Raw genomic sequence first — 16,874 nt, 5'->3', positions numbered from 1 at the left:
TTATACCGCGTCCTCAAGGCAAATCTCAGCGTATTGCTGAATTTGGACTACCCGGATGAATGAAATCTGACAATTTTTCGAAGCCGGAGACAAGATGTGACCATCGGATTTTGTCCTTGAAAAAAGATTTTGAAGCTGTTATATATCGCTTACAGTTTGTAATATACGGCAAAAATAGTGACAACGCTTGTGTTTGCATGCTATCGAATGATTTTTGTTGTTCTTTGTGGAAATGCAGCAATGATAAGAAAATGCGTAACACTTTAGTTCTTTGAAAAATTAACAAGCGATTTTATAGGCCAACCCAGAAGGCGTTTTTACCGTAAGAGCGTTAAAACGCAAAAAAACGCTGACGTCAGTTTGCCATTTATGGTATAAAGGGCTTCAGAGAAAAGGAATCTGATTATGAAGCCTATCCTATTCCACTACCGTTCACGAGAACTGCATGCAGACGATATAGCCTTTATCAAGGCTCTCACTGAGCGTCATTTTCTCAGAGGGCGAAGTTATATTTCCCGTGAACTCTGCAAGAGTTGGAACTGGATGCAGCCCAATGGCAAGTTGAAAGAATACGCAGCACGAGACCTCCTTCTGAGATTGGAAGAGCAGGGATTGGTTTCGCTTCCGCCACGCATACGGCCAAAAAACAATCTCAAACCTAAGGTCTTTGATCAGATACCCCTTTTCGTCAAAAGAACACTGGAAGGTGCCATCACCGAGTATGAAACCCCGACGATCCAGGTGGTAAGAGATCATCAAGAGAGGTACCTCTGGGGTTATCTCCTTTATCATTACCACTACCTCGGATGTCCCCGGCTTGTTGGCGAACACATCAGGCACATCGTACATATCGGCAACCAGGTCGTTGCCTGTCTTGGATGGGCAAGTGCCGCATGGAAGGTCAAAGACCGTGATCGTTTCATCGGATGGGATGAGTCTACCAAACGGACACACTTGCATTTGATTGCAAGTAACGTGCGATTTCTCATTCCACCCTGGGTTATGATCAAACACCTTGCATCCAAGGTATTATCCCTCGCCCTGAGGCGTTTGTCACATGACTGGAAATCCGTCTATGGCCATCCCGTGTATTTGGCTGAAACCTTTGTTGATACCGCACGGTTTCAAGGCACCTGCTACCAGGCAGCCAATTGGATTCGTGTTGGGAAAACCCAAGGGAATGCAAAACGGGGCAATCGCTATCAGTATCATGGACAGCCTAAGGAACTCTACCTCTATCCTCTTGAGAGAAACTTCCGGAGGTTTCTTGCTCATGACCAGGGATGAAGCCATAGCCATTTTAGAGATGGACAGAGAGGATGCGATTCAGGCCATCCTGATACTGGCCGAGAAAGCAGAGAACTATGACAGACTCTGCGATAAACCGAGTCCAACCACCCCGTCCGGCATGACACCCTCTTATCTCAAGCCCGCAGGCAAAAGGAAAAGACGGCCTTGTGGCAGGAAACACGGACATAAGGGGATTTCCCGGAAACGGCCGGAAAAAATAACTGCCTATCAGACACATACCCTCAAGAGTTGTCCTGATTGCCACCAGCCACTGCAAAATCCGGTAAGAACGTATAAGCGATACATCGAAGATATCCCACAGATTGATCCGGTCGTGACTGAACATACGGTTCATGGTTCCTGGTGTTCTTGTTGTAGAAAGATTGTCCAGCCTACGGTCACAGACGCGTTGCCAAATGCCCGACTCGGATTGCGCCTCGTTGTCTTTACCGCCTGGCTTCATTACTTAGTCGGCATAAGTATAAACAATATCGTAAAGATGGTTTCCGTATTTTTCAACTTTCACATAAGCGCCGGTGGTTTAACCCAGGCTTGGAAGTCCCTTGCAACACTCCTGGAATCACGGTATAACGATATTGGACAAAAAGTCTCCGCAAGTGCCGTTTTACACGCAGATGAAACAGGGTGGCGGTTGAACGGGAAAACCCATTGGTTGTGGTGTTTTACAACCAAAACCCTCTGCTACTACCTCATAACACGCAATCGGGGATCGCCTGTCATAGAAAAGTTCTTAGGCAGACTATTCAAGGGCATCCTGATTTGTGACTTCTGGGGCGCTTATAACAAGATAAACGCACTGGCAAAGCAGCGGTGTTTCTATCATCTGTTCACGGAACTGGTAAAAGTCGACACATACAATCGGTCAATTCCATGGAAAGCTTTCCGGAAAAAACTCTCTCGTGTGCTCAAAGACGCATTGCGGTTATCGGAGGAAAAGAACCATTTGAGTCCAGAATGCTTTCTTCGGTTGAAAAAGAGATTACATTATCGGCTTGAACAGTTTTTGATAACACCCTATCAGGATAAAGACGCACAAAGACTGATCAAACGTCTGAATCGCCATAAAGAGGAACTCTTTACGTTCCTGGAACATGAGGGCGTGAGTCCCTATAATAACCATGCTGAGCAACAGATGCGAAAGCCGGTATTGACTCGAAAGGTCTCACAACAAAATCGTTCTGCTCAAGGTGCGAATACCCAGGCTATCCTTATGACATTGCTTCGCTCTGCGGAATTACAAGGTGCTAATCCCGTTGAAAACCTTCTGGCAATTGCCAAAAACGCCCTGACGGTAAAAACGCCTTCTGGGTTGGCCTATAAAATCGCTTGTTAATTTTTCAAAGAACTAAAGTGTTACGAATATTTTATCTGTTTTTGTAGATATTTCCTTTGTTCTTCGTTTGTAATTCCTTTTCTAATTTCAAAAGGGTAAGATAGTGTTCAACGATGTATTCCGGCAAATCATTCAAAATTTGGATAAAGTCTTTTTTGTATGGCCCTTTCTTTCGGTAACTGACTTCCTTTTCTGAAACAACCGGAATCTCTTCATTTTCATCTCTGAAGAACTCGATTATTGGCATTGATAAGGCGTTTGCAATAAGCTCCAATGACTTTTGCGTATAGTTTCTCTTGCCACTCTCCAGTTGGTTTATATAACCCTGTGATAGCCCGCTCGTCAGGGCAAGTTCTTCCTGGGTAATTCCGGCCTTTAATCTAAATTTCCTTATATTATGTCCAACGACATTCTTTTTCTCCATAAAGATATGGTATAGCACTCTGTTATATGATGCAATTTCTCAGTGAAATATTTTCCTTGCAGAAATATCACACTGTGTTATAATCAAAGAAAAAATAAAACAATAGGTAGTTAACATGTATCGGTATTTTTATTTTATTTACGCGGATTTTTGGGTGGCATGGACAAACTTGTTTGTCCGTGTTTAACTTGACGTTTAGGAATTTCAAATGAAAATTTCCTCCCCTTTAATCCCCCTCAGTGAGGGGGACAACCATTTGTCGCCCGTTGGCGGGGGCGAAGGGGGTGGACTCCAGTCTGGAAAATTTGTATTTATGAGTAGCCGAAGGCCTAATTAAGTGTTGGATTCCAACCAACTATGTAAGCGGCAAGGCGCGCCTTGCCACTACTGTTGTGGAACTTGCTGAGGCTATAATTTAATCATTCTGAAAAACGCGATGGTATTTTCGATAGAACCCAATGAATTTTTTTGAAGAACATTATCATTCCATCTTTAAACGTATCTCCAGCTTTGCATATGACTTCCGGGTCGAATCCAACGGTAACCTTATATGTGAATGTGTCACTGATACCTTTGTTCATGTTACTGGATATACTTTTGAGGAGGTAAACGTCTATGGTTATTGGCTTAGCCTTGTATATCCGAATGATGCACCCATCCTTGCGAAGCAGCTTGATTGTTTGTTATCTGGCCAGTCTAATGTAAGCGAATTTCGTATCATTACGAAAAGTGATGAAATACGATGGCTACGCAATTACGCTCATCCAGCATGGGGAGAGGCACAAGGCCGCGTTATTCGCATCTATGGGACGGCACAGGATATCACAAAACAGATGCAACATGATGACCGCATTAAGGAATCTGAATCAGAGTATTACACGTCGCTTGAAACTGCAAACGCTACAGTATAAGTGAAAATATAAAAAGATTATCCGGAGCAAACCGCTTATGAAGATTGTTACTGGGGCAATCTTTTTCATCCAATAATCGATTTTTGCCTCTTCTTTTTTCTCATGCTGTGAAAATCGAGGAGTCTAATTTGTCCAATGGTAAATCATGGGAAGACCATAGTGTTTTGGTCTGCACTCATATTTATTTTTTCCGTGTCATTCCGGATTTCTGTGGGAATTGCCAAAGAAAGAATCACGCCGCCATCCAGGACTCATGCCAGTGAAAATACCGTCATCATAATTCGAAGCCAGCGAATTGCGGCTTATAACGAGGCAATTAAGGGTTTCGAGGAAGGCTGTAAAGGGAAAAATATCTCCATAAAGGCAATCTATGATTTAAAAGGGGATATTGAAGAATGTAAAAGGGTTATTCAAACTATCAAAAGCGAAGAACTCAAACCCCGACTTATCTTCGCTGTGGGTGTACTGGCAGCAACCCTCGCAAAAGAGCAATTTACCGATATCCCCATGATATTTTGCATGGTTATTAATCATGAGCGCTTTAATTTAGAGGGGGCTAACGTCACCGGTATTTCTTCAGAGGCATCGTTAGAAGACCAGTTTGCCATTCTCAAAGAGATCCTTGGCACACAGAAGAACGTGGGGGTTATTTATGACCCAACAAAAACCGGGAAAATTATCTCAGAAGCGACTGCCGTGGCGGAGAGATTTGAATTCAATCTTATCAAAACAGAGGTCTTGTCCGAAAAAGAGGTTGCAGCTGCATTAAAAAATAGTATCAAGGGAATTGATGCATTGTGGATAGTGCCTGACGGCACGGTAGTTACAAAAGATTCACTCGATGCGATCTTCAAAAAAACCCTGAAAAATCGTCTGCCGACTTTTTGTACTTCAAGCGCAATTGTTAAGGCAGGCGCCCTGATTTCTATTTCTCCGGATTACCGATACACGGGTCTGCAGGCTGCCCAACTGGCACAAACGTTGTTGCGCGACCCGACGACAACCTCATTAGGTGTTAAACAACCAGATAAATTAACATTAACCTTAAATACCCAAACGGCTGAGATAATCGAAATAAATCTGTCCTCGATTAAACCCCGCGACGATATAGTCTTGTATCCATAATGAAAAATCGAATGTTAGCGTGAATTTGTAAATCCATTATTCAACCAATCAATATCTTCTTATGCAAGGGTCTTTCGAAATCTTCTCGATGCCAGCCATAATGTGGCTAGGCCCATCACGGCCAGCGCTGCCATTTGCGGCCAGAGAATGCCTGGCCCCACTCCCTTGAGGAAGATGCCACGGATGATCACCAGGAAGTACCGCAATGGATTCAAGCAGGTGAGCCACTGGACGACTACAGGCATATTGGCAATGGGAAACATGAATCCCGAAAGGAGCACCGCGGGGAAATAGAAGAAGAAGACACTCATCATAGCCTCCTGCTGGGTTTTACTGACCGTTGAAATGAAGAGTCCTATACCCAGTGTTGTCATCAGATAGAGGGCTGTGGCAATGAAGAGTATGAAAAGATTTCCCCTGATCGGCACCCCAAACCAGAATATCCCAATCAGGGTAATTACGATTACATCAGCGATACCTATTATAGCAAAAGGCATGGTCTTGCCGAGTATGAACTCCGTCTGTGTAATCGGAGTGACCATAATTTGTTCCATCGTGCCAATCTCCTTCTCACGCACAACTGCCATGCTGGTAAGCATCAGGGTGATGAGCATTACGATGATGGCGATTACACCTGGCACATAGAAGTTGCGGCTCTCAAGGTTTTCGTTAAACCAGGCGCGCGTTTGCATCTCCACACGTGCGGGTTTCTGGGCTGGGCCTTTTATCCGGGTGAATCTTGTAATCAAAATTTTTTGCGAGAACTGCCTGACGATCCTGGCGCTGTAATCAAGCACGACTCCTGCCGTATTAGAGTCGGTTCCATCTACAATTACCTGAAGCTGTGCTGTCCGCCCTGCCCGCAGGTCGTCTTCAAAACCCTTGTTCATGCGAAGGACAACCCGGGCTTTACCCCGGTCAATTAACCTACGGTCACGGTCTTCGTTGGTTATATAGTTCACGATGTCGAAATAGCCTGACTTCACGAACCGGCCCACAAGCTCGCGACTGGCCACGCTGTTGTCCAGGTCATAGACCGCTGTGGTGACGTGTTTGACGTCGGTCGTCACGGCGTAGCCGAACACAAGCACCTGAATGATGGGCGTCAGGAAGATCATACCCTTCATCTTCGGGTCGCGGAATATCTGGATGAATTCTTTGATGAGCATACGTTTGATGCGTTCGTACATGTTACATCAACCTTTTCTTGAATTTCACATTCGCCAAAACCATCATGGCGACGCCAAAAATGGTCAGGAGCCCTGCCTCAAGGGCGAGAATCTCCAATCCCACGCCTTTCAGATAGATGCCTTTTAATATGGTCACAAAATATCTTGCCGGGATTACATAGGTGATTATTTGGATTACCTTCGGCATATTACTAATCGCATACATAAAGTCTGACAGCAGGAACGACGGCAAAAATGTCAGAACCATCGCCAACTGGCTTGCCAGAAGCTGACTCCTGGTAAGTATACTGATCGCCATGCCCAACGACAATGCCCCGGCCAGGAAGACCGCCGCCATGCCAAAAAGCAAACCGACATTACCGCGAAGAGGAACTTTAAAGAGATATTCTCCCATGAGCGCTGCCAATAGCACATCAAACATGCCTATGGCAAAGTAAGGTATAAGCTTTCCAAGGATCAATTCCTGGCTCGTTACTGGCGTGGAGATAATCTGTTCCATTGTGCCTCGTTCCCACTCACGGGCCACGGTCAGTGAAGTAAGAAGTGCGGCAATTACCATCATAATCACAGCGATAAGGCCGGGGATGATATAGTTTTTCGATTCCATATCGGCATTGAACCAGGCACGAGTCTGGATATCAACCGGTGGATGAAGCGTGCGTCTGCCGATCCGCTGAATCTCGCGAATAGCGACGTCCTGTGAGTAGGTCTGGGCAACCGCATCAACATATCCAATAGCAATAGTGGCGGTATTGGAATCGCTCCCGTCCACAATCAACTGGACGGGCGCCAATCGCCCGGACTCGATGCGCCTGGCAAAATCTGTCGGAATTATGAGGGCCATAAATGCCCGGCCGGAATCGATGGCCTGTTCCAACTCCCGGTAGTTGCGTGCATGCCCCTTAAGGGAGAAGTAGTGAGACCCTTCGAAACGACTGATGAACTCCCTGCTTACCTGGGATTCGCTCTGATCCCAAACTACCATTGGCACTTCATCCACATCAAGTGTCAGGGCATAGCCAAAAAGCACTAATAGGAGCATTGGAATGGCAATGGCCATACCAAGGCTCCGCGGGTCACGAACAACATGGATGAATTCCTTGCGGGCAATTGCCGAGATTCGAAACAGCTTCATCTTCTTGCTCTAGTACTTTTTGAGTTTTAGTTTCAGATATTCACCTATTAAGAGTGAGGTTGGATATAAAACCTCTTCCTCAGTTTGTGCGTGCAACATCAATTTCTCAGCAAAATGTACATACTCCATCTTCTTTTCTTCCTTTGCAGCATCAATCAAAGCCTTCAGGGCAGCAACTATTGCCTTGTGCTCCTGATGCATTTGATGGAGTTCTGCCTTTAATTTATCGGTCATTACGAGAACGCTCCTCATTTCTGGCGTAATTTTTCCTTCTGCTAAAAGGGACAATACACCAAGTGGCGGTAATGCAAATTCTTCCTCCTTCACAAAGTGTGGATGCAAGATATTCGCAACGGCCTTTGCAGCATCTCCTGTATTCCCTCCTGCCTGCGTAGCTTTGACAAGTTCAGCATGAAGTTCTTCGTGCTCTACCTGTAATGATTGGGGAATTTGGAGTTCCATGCTCTTTTCTCCTTTGATCTCATGAGATCCTGGTTTATGAACAGGGTCTCGCGCCACACACTGAGAAAAAAGAGACAAAAAAGGAACACTTGTAAATAAAACAGCCGAAACGGTCATTGAAATCATTACATTTTTACTTCTCATTGCATTATCTCCTCATAAAAAATTTTCATGAATTAAACGATAAGACTGAGACGGACCATCGTTATCCCTCCTTTTGAGGTTGTTCCGCCCGGTCACGCGCCTCGATAAGGGAAACAAATACATCTTCAAGAGAGGGAACGATCTTCCCGATACGCACAATCCGATAGCCTCTTTCGTCGAGGAAACGGCGGACCTCCGAAGCAACTGCTTCGCCATCCTCTGCTACGATGTGAAGTCCCTTACCGAACAGGGCAACGTCTTTGATACCGTCAACCTTTTTTATTTCATCCATTGCATCCTGAGGTCGCTCACATAGGACTTCCAGGACATCCTCCTGCATAAGTTCTGTCTTGAGCATCTCCGGGGTTCCACAGGCAATCAATTCGCCGCGATAGATAAGACCCACCCTGTTACAGTACTCGGCCTCTTCCATATAATGAGTAGTGACAAACACCGTAACACCCCTGCCGGAAAGTTCGTAGATTAGGTCCCAGAACTGGCGTCGGCTGATGGGGTCTACTCCTGATGTCGGCTCGTCGAGAAAGATAACAGGCGGTTCGTGGAGAATCGCACAACCAAGCGACAACCGCTGCTTCCATCCGCCCGATAGAATAGCCGTCCGGGAGTGACGATGCTCCCTGAGGTCAGCCATCTCGATCACCCACTCTTTCCGTTCCCTCTTCTTTTCCGGGGCGATGCGATAGATACCGCTGTAAAAGTCAATGTTTTCCTCAACGGTCAGGTCCTCATAGAGTGAAAACTTCTGGCTCATGTAACCGATATGGCTCTTGATCTTTTCTGGTTCGGTGCGGACATCGAATCCTGCTACCGTCCCTGTGCCGCCGGTTGGTGCAAGAATGCCGCAGAGCATACGGATTGTTGTGGATTTACCTGCCCCGTTAGGTCCAAGGAAGCCAAATATTTCACCCCTGTCTACTTCGAAGCTGACACGATTTACGGCGATGAAACTACCGAACCGCTTCTCCAGGCTCTTCACAATGACCGCTTTGGTGTTTTTAACGGTTTTCATAGTTATCGATCCTTACAAAAAATATTTTGACATTTTCAGCAAAAATATTTTTTGTAGTGGCAAGGCGTGCCTTGCCACTACGGTCTTTTCCGATTCATTCGGGTTAGGCGTTATGTTCTTTTTCTTTAGCAAGGACTGAGATAAAGACATCCTCGAGTGTCGGTTCTACAATCCGAATTCCCACAAGTTCAAGTCTGGCGTTGGCGAGGATCCCTTCCACCTGCAACGCGGCCTTTTCCGGATTCCGGGTTACGGCATGAATCCGGTCTCCGAAAAGGCCTACCGAATCGGCTTCTAACCGATCTCGCAGCAATGACGCAGCCTTGCGCGGTTCCGGGGAACGAATCTCGAGGATCGTTCCGTGCATGAGCTTTTTCACTTCGTCCGGCGTCCCGCAGGCGAGCAGTTTACCCTTATGGATGAGTCCCACCCTGTTGCAACGCTCGGCCTCGTCGAGGTAAGCAGTCGACACAAAAATCGTGACCTTCTCACGGAGCAATTGATACAGGATACGCCAGAAGTCTCGCCGGGAGACCGGGTCCACACCGTTGGTCGGTTCGTCCAGAAAGAGCACTCTGGGGGTATGGATCAGCGCACAGGCTAGGCCAAGCTTCTGTTTCATTCCACCTGACAGATTTCCTGCCAAACGTTTCCTGAAAGGTGTCAGGTTGCTGAAGGCAAGGAGCCGGTCAATCTTCTCTCCCCGGTCCTTGCGCGGTACGCCGTAGATGTCCGCATAAAAGTTAATATTTTCCAGTACCGTGAGATCCGCATATAAACCAAATCTCTGACTCATGTAACCGATTTCCTCCTTGATCTCCTCTGCCTCTTTCACGATATGATGACCAGCAACCCAGGCATCACCTGATGTTGGATCCATGATCGCACTCAGAAGTCGCATGGTAGTGGTTTTTCCGGCACCATCAGGGCCAACGAGGCCAAATATTTCCCCCTCGGCTACCGTTAGCGTAAGGTTATCAACAGCGCCAAGGCCGTCAAAAGATTTCGCTAGGGCTTCTGTTCTTATAGCATCCATCACTTGCCTTCCTGAGTTTGGTCTACCAAAATGTCCGCATCGGCGGGCATACCGGGCTTGAGTTCCATATCAGGGTTTGCCATTTCCACTTTTACCCGGTAGACAAGTTTAACCCTTTCCTTCTGTGTTTGCACATTCTTCGGGGTAAACTCTGCTTCCGGGGCGATGAAGGAGATATATCCTTCATACACTTTGTCCGGGTAAGTATCGGTCGTCACTTTGACCCGCTGACCGACCTTCACACGGCCCAGATCTGTCTCATCGATGTAAGCCCTAAGCCACGGCCTCTCCAGGTCGCCGACCGTCACGATGGGTGTTCCCGGAGCAACGTATTCGCCCGGCTCGATGTTCTTCGAAAGGACGATACCTGAAAGAGGTGAAACAAGCTTTGCATAGCCCAGACGAATCTGTGCCAGCTTGAGGGCAGCCCTGGCTTGCTTGACCCTTGCACGGGCCTGTTCGATCCTCTCCTTACGTGGACCTTCCTTGATGAGATTGAACCGCTCTTCGGCCTCCTGCATTCGGGCAACCGCAACCTCGTAAGTTCCCTTGGCATGTATATATTCCTCAGCGGAAATCGCATGTTTTTGATACAGTTCCATTGCTCTATGGAAGTCGCTCTCCAGATGTTCCTTATCTGCTTTTGCTGCAGCTAGTTTTGCCTCAGCCTCAGCAATTTCTTCCGGACGCGAGCCGGCCTCAAGCTCGGACAGATCGGCCTGCGCCATCTGCAGTTCCGCGCGCCGTATCTCCACCTCACTGGCAAGGTCTGAACTGTCCAGCAGGGCTACGACATCCCCTTCCCGTACAACCTCGCCTTCATCCACCAGCCGCTTATCCACACGCCCCGAAATCTTGAAACTCACCTCGGCATCCGTAACCTCGATGTTGCCGGAGACACGAATGATGTTTGAACCATTGTGTGACCTACCTTGGAGGTATAGGTAGGCCAACCCCGGTATAATCAAGACTACCGGTATCACAACAACCAGCAATTTCATTTTTTTTCTCATTGCCTTACTCCTGTGCGAAGAACCATGCAAGGGTTGTATAATAATCTTTCTAACTTGACTCCTTCAAAGGAAGTGAGTTACTTGAACTACCCCGATCGATCTCGTTAAGTTGCTGGAAAAACTGAACAAATCTCCGGAGCACATTCAAATCATCTTCTGCAATTCCCTTGGGATCGAAATGCATCACATCGTTCCGAATTCGGCGAACTTCATCAAGGTGTTTCACAAAGATTTTGCGATCAATTTGTAGTTCCAACTTTATCCAACCGCGAGGATTCTCCAATAGCCGTACATACTCACCAAATGTTAGATCGAGTACGCCATTAATTTCCCGCCGTGTATCCGATGGATCTTTTATCGATGCGAGTTCGTCAGCGGTAAATTTACCATCGATCAGGTGACGAATGTAGTTTTCGATTTCACCGATGAGAAGAAATGGTTCTACAAATTGGCCAAATTGTTGACTTAGGTCATAAACAGTGACGATACCGCAGATTCGTTTTGTCGAATCGCGCACAAGTACATAACCGTGCCTGGCAATTAACCGGATTGCCTGAAACAATGAGTCATCAGCACTTACTTCATAATGCCTGTCGATGCAATCGTTGACAATTTTGCAATTGTATCCCAAAGCGAGCCGGCTCCCAATTGATTTCCAACTGACCATTCCTCTTACATCCCTTTCCGATGCCATTACTGCTATTTGCGAGACATCGTTTGCAAGCATAATCGTTATTGCCTCTTGTAAAACAGTTTGGGGATAGACTGAGACCGGCGGCTTGTTTGCAGTTGCAAGTTTACCAATCCGATACGTTGGGTCTTTAAATGATCGGGGATTAGGATTATTTTCCATAGAGATTAAAGTAACAGTTTAAGCGATGCAAAGAATATTTCGTTGAAAAGGGTTAATACGTGCATGGTTTGCTCACTAGAGAATGTTTATTCACATAATGGTTAAAAAAATTTACTTTACTATGAGATATTCATAGAAAATCTTCCATGCCTTTTCTGTATGTTTTGTCACGTCGAATTCGCCGTCACTCATGTGCCAGAGGATTGCCGCCGGTTGGATCATGCCTAAAAATATCATGGAGACGGTTGCAGGTTCTACGCCAGGGCGAATCTGGCCTTCTTGCTGGCCCTGACGAACAATTTCACCCACCCTATCAAGATACCCTTTGACAATCTCGTATACTCTGGTCTTTCTCTCGGGGTGTCCGTTATAAACATCTTCGGAAAAGATGAGGCGTGGAATACCCTGATTCTCCCGGATCAGCTTGACGTGAAGCATCAACAAACGCCTGAGACGATCCAGCGGGTCAGAAGTCTCTTTGCAGACAACAGTGACATTGTCAAGTAATCCTTTCTGGATGTAACCGATGGCGGCATTCAGTACCGCGTCCTTGTCTTTGAAGTGGCGGTAGATTGCCGATGGAACTATACCAACCCGGCGTGCCACCCTTGTCATGCTCAACCCCTTAAGGCCATGACTGGCGACCAGGCTTAAAGCCGCCTGGGCTATTTGATCCTGCCTGACTTCTGTATCTAATTTTTCGGTGCTCAATAGACTTTTCCCAGTGTGAATTAATATTCACTTAATATGATTACAAAACAGATGCACCATGTCAAGGAGAAAGTTATCTCCTATTTTTCCAATTCAATGAATTGTGTTGACTGCGACAGAGTATTTAGCTATAGTCTCTCTTGTTTAAGAGGGCAAAACAAATGGACACGACAACAACAAAAAAAACCTGGACAGAAAAAGAACTTATGTCTCTACCAAAAGAGGGATATAAGTACGAGATGATACAAGGAGAACTGGTTATGGGTCCGGCTGGTATTGAGCATGAAGAGATCGGCGCACATCTTCTTACCGCATTGAGAAAATTTGTTTCCGAGCGAAAACTGGGAATCGTATGTGGTTCAAGTGCAGGTTATTGGATGAAGTCGGGAAATCTTCGCTCTCCTGATGTGTCATTTATTCGCAAAGAAAGATTACAGGGATGTAAACGACCACCGAAGGGCTTTTTTAAAGGATCTCCTGATATTGCAATTGAAATTCTCTCACCTACCGATACTATAGAAAGCCTTCATGGTAAGATCGTTGAATATTTTGAGAATGATACAAATCTGGCATGGGTAGTCAATTCCGAAGAACAAACCGTTTTAGTATACCGTTCACCACAACCCCGCAAACTCCTCACAAAAAACGATCTTCTGGATGGAGAAGAAGTTTTAAAAGGCTTTACCTTCCCAATTGCTGAATTATTCGCTGAAATTTAAGTAACCGAAATAATGTACCCTACTGCCCTTTCAGGACTAAAATATATCATTTTATTTAAGCAATTTGTAGAGCGAAGAGCCTCATCGCTCTACATTGAAAAGTTTCTGAAGGTCTAATTTAAAATTCCTTGTTCCTCCCCCTCTGAAGATAAAGGAGGAGGTGTTATTCAATATTCTAAGACGTTACCTTGTTCAGGACTTGCCTTTAAAGGTAATCATTGTCCTTGGACTTGTCAGGCCAAACACATATACTTTTTTCCCGTTTTCTTTCTTCTCGGAAACAAGCACCCGATCTTTTGACAAACTAAAGAGATATTGTATAACTGCATCCAGTTCCCTATCGGTAAGCTTATCAAAACCGGGCATCTTATTTCTTGTACCGTAAAATTTAGGATCTGCCGGGTTCTTGATAAACTCTCTTAACCACGTCTCTGACAAATACTCAGTCAAATTTGGCGCTACCTTTTTCATTTCTTTATTGCCAAAGGGATGGCAGACAACACAATTTCCTTTCAGGACAAGCTCTTTTCCCCTCTCGACCCTTTCGGTATTTTGATTGAGCAGACCGCCTGACTGGCTGAGCAGAAATTCAGACATATCCAGGAGTGATTCATCAGGCAGTTTTACCGGCGGCATGGCTCCTGATTCTTTGAAATACTTTTTGTCCTTGGGGTTTCTTAGCAACTCAGTCACCCATTCCCTTGATCCAAAATTGGTAAAATCGGGACCGTTTTCTCCTCCCTCCCCTCTCACCATGTGGCAACCGATACAACTTTCTTTAAAAATCTTTTCTCCCAGGTATACAGGGTCATTAAGAAAGATAGCCATTCCGCCCGCAGGTGGGATACCCCTTGATGCCAGTTTTACAGCCCTTGCAGCCTGTTTTTCGGCATCTTCCCGCTGATGGATAATATGGACATCGTGGCTGTCGTGATAGATAGCAACAGCGGTTAAGGCGATAATCCCTGCTAATCCAGAAAATACAGCGCTAAAAAATGGTACTCTTTTAGATGGATATTGTGATGGATTTCTGTCGATAAATGGCAGCACAAAAAGGAATGCCAAAGCAAGGGCAGGGACAATAACGGTACCCACAATTAGGAATTTTCCCTGACAATATTTTAAGAGCTGGAATAGGAACAGGAAGTACCATTCGGGCCTGGCAAGATAATTCGACGCAGGGTCGGCCGGCGCCTGAAGTTCTGCGCCGCCAGCCCAGAAGACCACCCCGGCAAGCGCTGCATATATTCCTATGGCAAATACGGCATCTTTAAATATCTGGTCTGGCCAGAAGGGGTCAACACGGTTTTTATATACCTCTTCACGCATTTTCCAATACGGGGTTACACCATGTTTACGGAAAAGCGCTATATGAATAAAGAGGAAAAAGACGAGTGAAATCGGTAATAAAAATACATGAAGGGTGTAAAAACGGGTGATGGTAAAATTCCCGTAGTCACCCCCACCCTGGTGTATTATTTTAATATATTTCCCGATTACAGGAACAGTGCCCATGATGTTGGTGGCAACCTGCGTGGCCCAGTATCCCTTCTGATCCCAGGGTAAAAGGTAGCCTGTTAACCCGAAACCTGCCAGAAATAAAAGAAGGATTACCCCGGAAATCCAGTTGAGTTCACGGGGTTTTTTGTATGCGCCGAAGATAAAAACCTGAAACATGTGTACAAGGGCGAGTATTATCATGGCGCTTGACCCAAAGTGATGCAGGCCACGGACAAACCAACCAAAGGATGTCTTATGTTGAATGTAGTAAACACTTCCCCATGCTGATGTCGAAGAGGGCGAATAAAAGCTGGTCATAATAATTCCGGTAACTGCCTGGAGAATAAAAAGGAACACAAGGCCGCTTCCAAAAACGTACGACCACTTGGCCCCGCCGTGGACAGGCTCATCCAGCGCTGCTTTTAAAAGTTTGCTCAATCCGGTTCTATCTTCTATCCATTCACTCAATTTATTTGCCATAGATTTAAACCACCTCAGAAATATGCTATATAATATTACTGTGTAAAAACTTCTTTTTGGGGGAAGTTTTTTACCTCCCCTTTATCCCCCTTGCGAAGGAGGGGAGCAAGGGGAGGTCAATTTGGTTACGGCAGTGTTGCGTTAAGTGAAGCTCACGAATTTTATCAGGATGTTATTGTTTTCGATTTTTGTTTCAAAGCTGTAAAGGTCACGGGGGGCAGGCCCCGATACTTTCTTGCCGTTTATGTCAAAAACACCTTCGTGGCAAGGACACAGAAACTGTTTTACATCCTCCCCCCAGTTTATGCCACAACCAAGGTGAGGACAATTAACAGAAAATACGTTTAACGAGTTATCATCCTTTCGGATTACCCATACAGACCCCATAACCAACCCATCAAAAATATTCCACGCATCCACCTTTGAAGATGTGATGGTCGCCTTTTTTGGTACCCCGACGGGAAAATCGTCCACCTTGCCAATGGCAATAAAATCTTCTGTCCCGTATACCGTTTCCTTCATTAATGGGTGCACTGCCAGGCCTACAAGCGGCGCAACCACACCTGCTGCTAAAGTACCCCCTAGTGCGTGCGATGCGATCTTTAGAAATTTTCTTCTGCTATTTTCCACATTTTACCCCTTTTTTGCTTCTCTGGTAACAATCGTTAACAAAATACGCAGTCCTCTTTTATGCCGCTGTTTCTCTTTATTTGAATACATAACTTTGAATCGAAAACAGGGATTGTATAGATTTCTGCTCCAAAAATAAAGTCAATTTTTGAAAAATTGATCGAACTGAAAGAGTTGTGATTGGCCGGCGATTGTGGCTAGCCTAACAACAGGTCAAAGACAACCTCTATCTCGTTTTTAACCTTGAGGGTGCCCAATAAAGCCTTGTAGGGTTTTATTCCAAAATCTTTTTGAGCTAGGGTAATCTTTCCTTTTAAACCTTTTTCCGTAGGTTGCGCATCAAATTCTACGGAACGTGTAACGCCGTGCAAGGTAAGTTCCCCTTTTACGTGATAAATGCCTTCCTTTTCCTGAATGCCAGTAGAACGAAAGTTGATAGTAGGATATTTATGGGGGTGTAACACATCCTTGAAAGTGGCTTCTTCGATATCTGTTTTATCTTTTTCTTTTAACAGATCATACCGATGTTGGCCCTCTTTCATAGCGCATACTACTTTTAACGAATTTGCCTGAACTTCTGCATCTACACTTGCCGAATTAATGCCTCCGGCTGGAATGTTGAGAGCAACTCGAAAATTGGTTACCTCAATCAATAGATCGTGGGCGACCGCACTCAGAAATCCTTCCTTAAAAGTATAGACAGACAACTTTCCCGAACTTGCTGTTAGATTATAGGTACCTTCTTTAATAGCCATAATTTTCTCCTTTTGGGATCAAACAATCATATGTGATGTTCATTGCTGAGAATGAATTTCACTAGTATTCCAATTTTCTCAGACAATGTCAATCCATAATAATACAATTTTC

17 protein-coding genes are annotated in these 16,874 nt (G+C 45.4%); 5 read left to right on the top strand and 12 right to left on the bottom strand.

All coding sequences use genetic code 11. From position 1 onward, the window contains the following. The first annotated feature begins 405 nt into the window (after positions 1-405). Together BROSI_RS09800 and tnpC are read left to right on the top strand one after the other, a co-directional pair. Positions 406-1,287: a Druantia anti-phage system protein DruA gene (locus BROSI_RS09800; protein WP_052562620.1), complete on the top strand. Its 882-nt coding sequence runs from the start codon at positions 406-408 to the stop codon at positions 1,285-1,287. Further along, entirely contained in the window at positions 1,274-2,644 is a 1,371-nt protein-coding gene (tnpC, locus tag BROSI_RS09795; RefSeq protein ID WP_052563560.1) for an IS66 family transposase, read from the top strand. Before BROSI_RS09800 ends, tnpC begins: the two co-directional genes overlap by 14 nt. Before the next feature lie 31 nt (positions 2,645-2,675). On the opposite strand, the gene BROSI_RS09790 is transcribed toward tnpC, so the two are convergent. After that, positions 2,676-3,068 carry a helix-turn-helix domain-containing protein gene (locus BROSI_RS09790; RefSeq protein WP_157842470.1) on the bottom strand — a complete coding sequence of 131 codons (393 nt, stop codon included), beginning with the start codon at positions 3,066-3,068 and terminating at the stop codon, positions 2,676-2,678. Positions 3,069-3,526: 458 nt separating this feature from the next. On the opposite strand from BROSI_RS09790, the gene BROSI_RS09785 reads away from it, so the two are divergent. Together BROSI_RS09785 and BROSI_RS09780 are read left to right on the top strand one after the other, a co-directional pair. After that, positions 3,527-3,979: a PAS domain-containing protein gene (locus BROSI_RS09785; RefSeq protein ID WP_052563558.1), complete on the top strand. Its 453-nt coding sequence runs from the start codon at positions 3,527-3,529 to the stop codon at positions 3,977-3,979. Between the two features lie 135 nt (positions 3,980-4,114). Beyond that, positions 4,115-5,104, top strand: a complete 990-nt coding sequence (locus tag BROSI_RS09780) for an ABC transporter substrate-binding protein (RefSeq protein WP_052563557.1) — start codon at positions 4,115-4,117, stop codon at positions 5,102-5,104. A gap of 59 nt (positions 5,105-5,163) precedes the next feature. Here BROSI_RS09780 and BROSI_RS09775 read toward each other — a convergent pair whose 3' ends face one another. The 8 genes from BROSI_RS09775 to BROSI_RS09740 all read right to left on the bottom strand — a co-directional run bounded on the left by BROSI_RS09775 (position 5,164) and on the right by BROSI_RS09740 (position 12,678). Next, positions 5,164-6,294, bottom strand: a complete 1,131-nt coding sequence (locus BROSI_RS09775) for an ABC transporter permease (protein ID WP_052563556.1) — start codon at positions 6,292-6,294, stop codon at positions 5,164-5,166. 1 nt (position 6,295) lies between these two features. Next, positions 6,296-7,429 carry an ABC transporter permease gene (locus tag BROSI_RS09770; protein ID WP_052563555.1) on the bottom strand — a complete coding sequence of 378 codons (1,134 nt, stop codon included), beginning with the start codon at positions 7,427-7,429 and terminating at the stop codon, positions 6,296-6,298. A 9-nt stretch (positions 7,430-7,438) separates the two neighbouring features. Beyond that, the gene (locus BROSI_RS09765) at positions 7,439-8,035 is read right to left on the bottom strand and encodes a hemerythrin domain-containing protein (protein ID WP_200891734.1); all 597 of its coding nucleotides are present in this window, start codon (positions 8,033-8,035) and stop codon (positions 7,439-7,441) included. A gap of 61 nt (positions 8,036-8,096) precedes the next feature. Continuing rightward, entirely contained in the window at positions 8,097-9,065 is a 969-nt protein-coding gene (locus tag BROSI_RS09760) for an ABC transporter ATP-binding protein (protein WP_052563554.1), read from the bottom strand. Positions 9,066-9,168: 103 nt separating this feature from the next. Then, a complete protein-coding gene (locus BROSI_RS09755; RefSeq protein WP_052563553.1) occupies positions 9,169-10,101 on the bottom strand; it encodes an ABC transporter ATP-binding protein in 933 nt (310 codons plus the stop codon). Next, positions 10,101-11,144, bottom strand: a complete 1,044-nt coding sequence (locus BROSI_RS09750; protein WP_230400672.1) for an HlyD family secretion protein — start codon at positions 11,142-11,144, stop codon at positions 10,101-10,103. The genes BROSI_RS09755 and BROSI_RS09750 overlap by 1 nt, the downstream gene beginning before the upstream one ends. Before the next feature lie 19 nt (positions 11,145-11,163). Next, positions 11,164-11,967: a CBS domain-containing protein gene (locus BROSI_RS09745; RefSeq protein WP_082059146.1), complete on the bottom strand. Its 804-nt coding sequence runs from the start codon at positions 11,965-11,967 to the stop codon at positions 11,164-11,166. A gap of 111 nt (positions 11,968-12,078) precedes the next feature. Next, a complete protein-coding gene (locus BROSI_RS09740; protein WP_052563550.1) occupies positions 12,079-12,678 on the bottom strand; it encodes a TetR/AcrR family transcriptional regulator in 600 nt (199 codons plus the stop codon). 161 nt (positions 12,679-12,839) lie between these two features. Here BROSI_RS09740 and BROSI_RS09735 point away from each other — a divergent pair, with 161 nt between their 5' ends. After that, on the top strand, positions 12,840-13,397 hold the full coding sequence (locus BROSI_RS09735; protein ID WP_052563549.1) for a Uma2 family endonuclease: 558 nt from the start codon (positions 12,840-12,842) through the stop codon (positions 13,395-13,397). A gap of 192 nt (positions 13,398-13,589) precedes the next feature. Here the strand turns inward: BROSI_RS09735 and BROSI_RS09730 are convergent, their stop codons facing one another. The 3 genes from BROSI_RS09730 to BROSI_RS09720 form a co-directional block, all read right to left on the bottom strand. Then, on the bottom strand, positions 13,590-15,377 hold the full coding sequence (locus tag BROSI_RS09730) for a cytochrome b N-terminal domain-containing protein (protein WP_052563548.1): 1,788 nt from the start codon (positions 15,375-15,377) through the stop codon (positions 13,590-13,592). A 141-nt stretch (positions 15,378-15,518) separates the two neighbouring features. Further along, the gene (locus tag BROSI_RS09725) at positions 15,519-16,007 is read right to left on the bottom strand and encodes a QcrA and Rieske domain-containing protein (protein ID WP_052563547.1); all 489 of its coding nucleotides are present in this window, start codon (positions 16,005-16,007) and stop codon (positions 15,519-15,521) included. 197 nt (positions 16,008-16,204) lie between these two features. Then, entirely contained in the window at positions 16,205-16,762 is a 558-nt protein-coding gene (locus BROSI_RS09720) for a YceI family protein (protein ID WP_052563546.1), read from the bottom strand. Positions 16,763-16,874: the final 112 nt, after the last annotated feature.

It is taken from the genome of Candidatus Brocadia sinica JPN1, from assembly GCF_000949635.1.
Taxonomy (GTDB): domain Bacteria; phylum Planctomycetota; class Brocadiia; order Brocadiales; family Brocadiaceae; genus Brocadia; species Brocadia sinica.
Note: the sequence above shows the minus strand (reverse complement) of the source record. Positions and strands in the feature narration are given on the sequence as shown.

Coding starts and splice junctions, on each gene's coding strand:
- BROSI_RS09780 (WP_052563557.1), top strand. CDS start 4,115: ATGGTAAATCATGGGAAGACCATAGTGTTTTGGTCTGCACTCATATTT.
- BROSI_RS09745 (WP_082059146.1), bottom strand. CDS start 11,967: ATGGAAAATAATCCTAATCCCCGATCATTTAAAGACCCAACGTATCGG.
- BROSI_RS09775 (WP_052563556.1), bottom strand. CDS start 6,294: ATGTACGAACGCATCAAACGTATGCTCATCAAAGAATTCATCCAGATA.
- BROSI_RS09785 (WP_052563558.1), top strand. CDS start 3,527: ATGAATTTTTTTGAAGAACATTATCATTCCATCTTTAAACGTATCTCC.
- BROSI_RS09760 (WP_052563554.1), bottom strand. CDS start 9,065: ATGAAAACCGTTAAAAACACCAAAGCGGTCATTGTGAAGAGCCTGGAG.
- tnpC (WP_052563560.1), top strand. CDS start 1,274: ATGACCAGGGATGAAGCCATAGCCATTTTAGAGATGGACAGAGAGGAT.
- BROSI_RS09765 (WP_200891734.1), bottom strand. CDS start 8,035: ATGAGAAGTAAAAATGTAATGATTTCAATGACCGTTTCGGCTGTTTTA.
- BROSI_RS09735 (WP_052563549.1), top strand. CDS start 12,840: ATGGACACGACAACAACAAAAAAAACCTGGACAGAAAAAGAACTTATG.
- BROSI_RS09720 (WP_052563546.1), bottom strand. CDS start 16,762: ATGGCTATTAAAGAAGGTACCTATAATCTAACAGCAAGTTCGGGAAAG.
- BROSI_RS09800 (WP_052562620.1), top strand. CDS start 406: ATGAAGCCTATCCTATTCCACTACCGTTCACGAGAACTGCATGCAGAC.
- BROSI_RS09770 (WP_052563555.1), bottom strand. CDS start 7,429: ATGAAGCTGTTTCGAATCTCGGCAATTGCCCGCAAGGAATTCATCCAT.
- BROSI_RS09790 (WP_157842470.1), bottom strand. CDS start 3,068: ATGGAGAAAAAGAATGTCGTTGGACATAATATAAGGAAATTTAGATTA.
- BROSI_RS09730 (WP_052563548.1), bottom strand. CDS start 15,377: ATGGCAAATAAATTGAGTGAATGGATAGAAGATAGAACCGGATTGAGC.
- BROSI_RS09755 (WP_052563553.1), bottom strand. CDS start 10,101: ATGGATGCTATAAGAACAGAAGCCCTAGCGAAATCTTTTGACGGCCTT.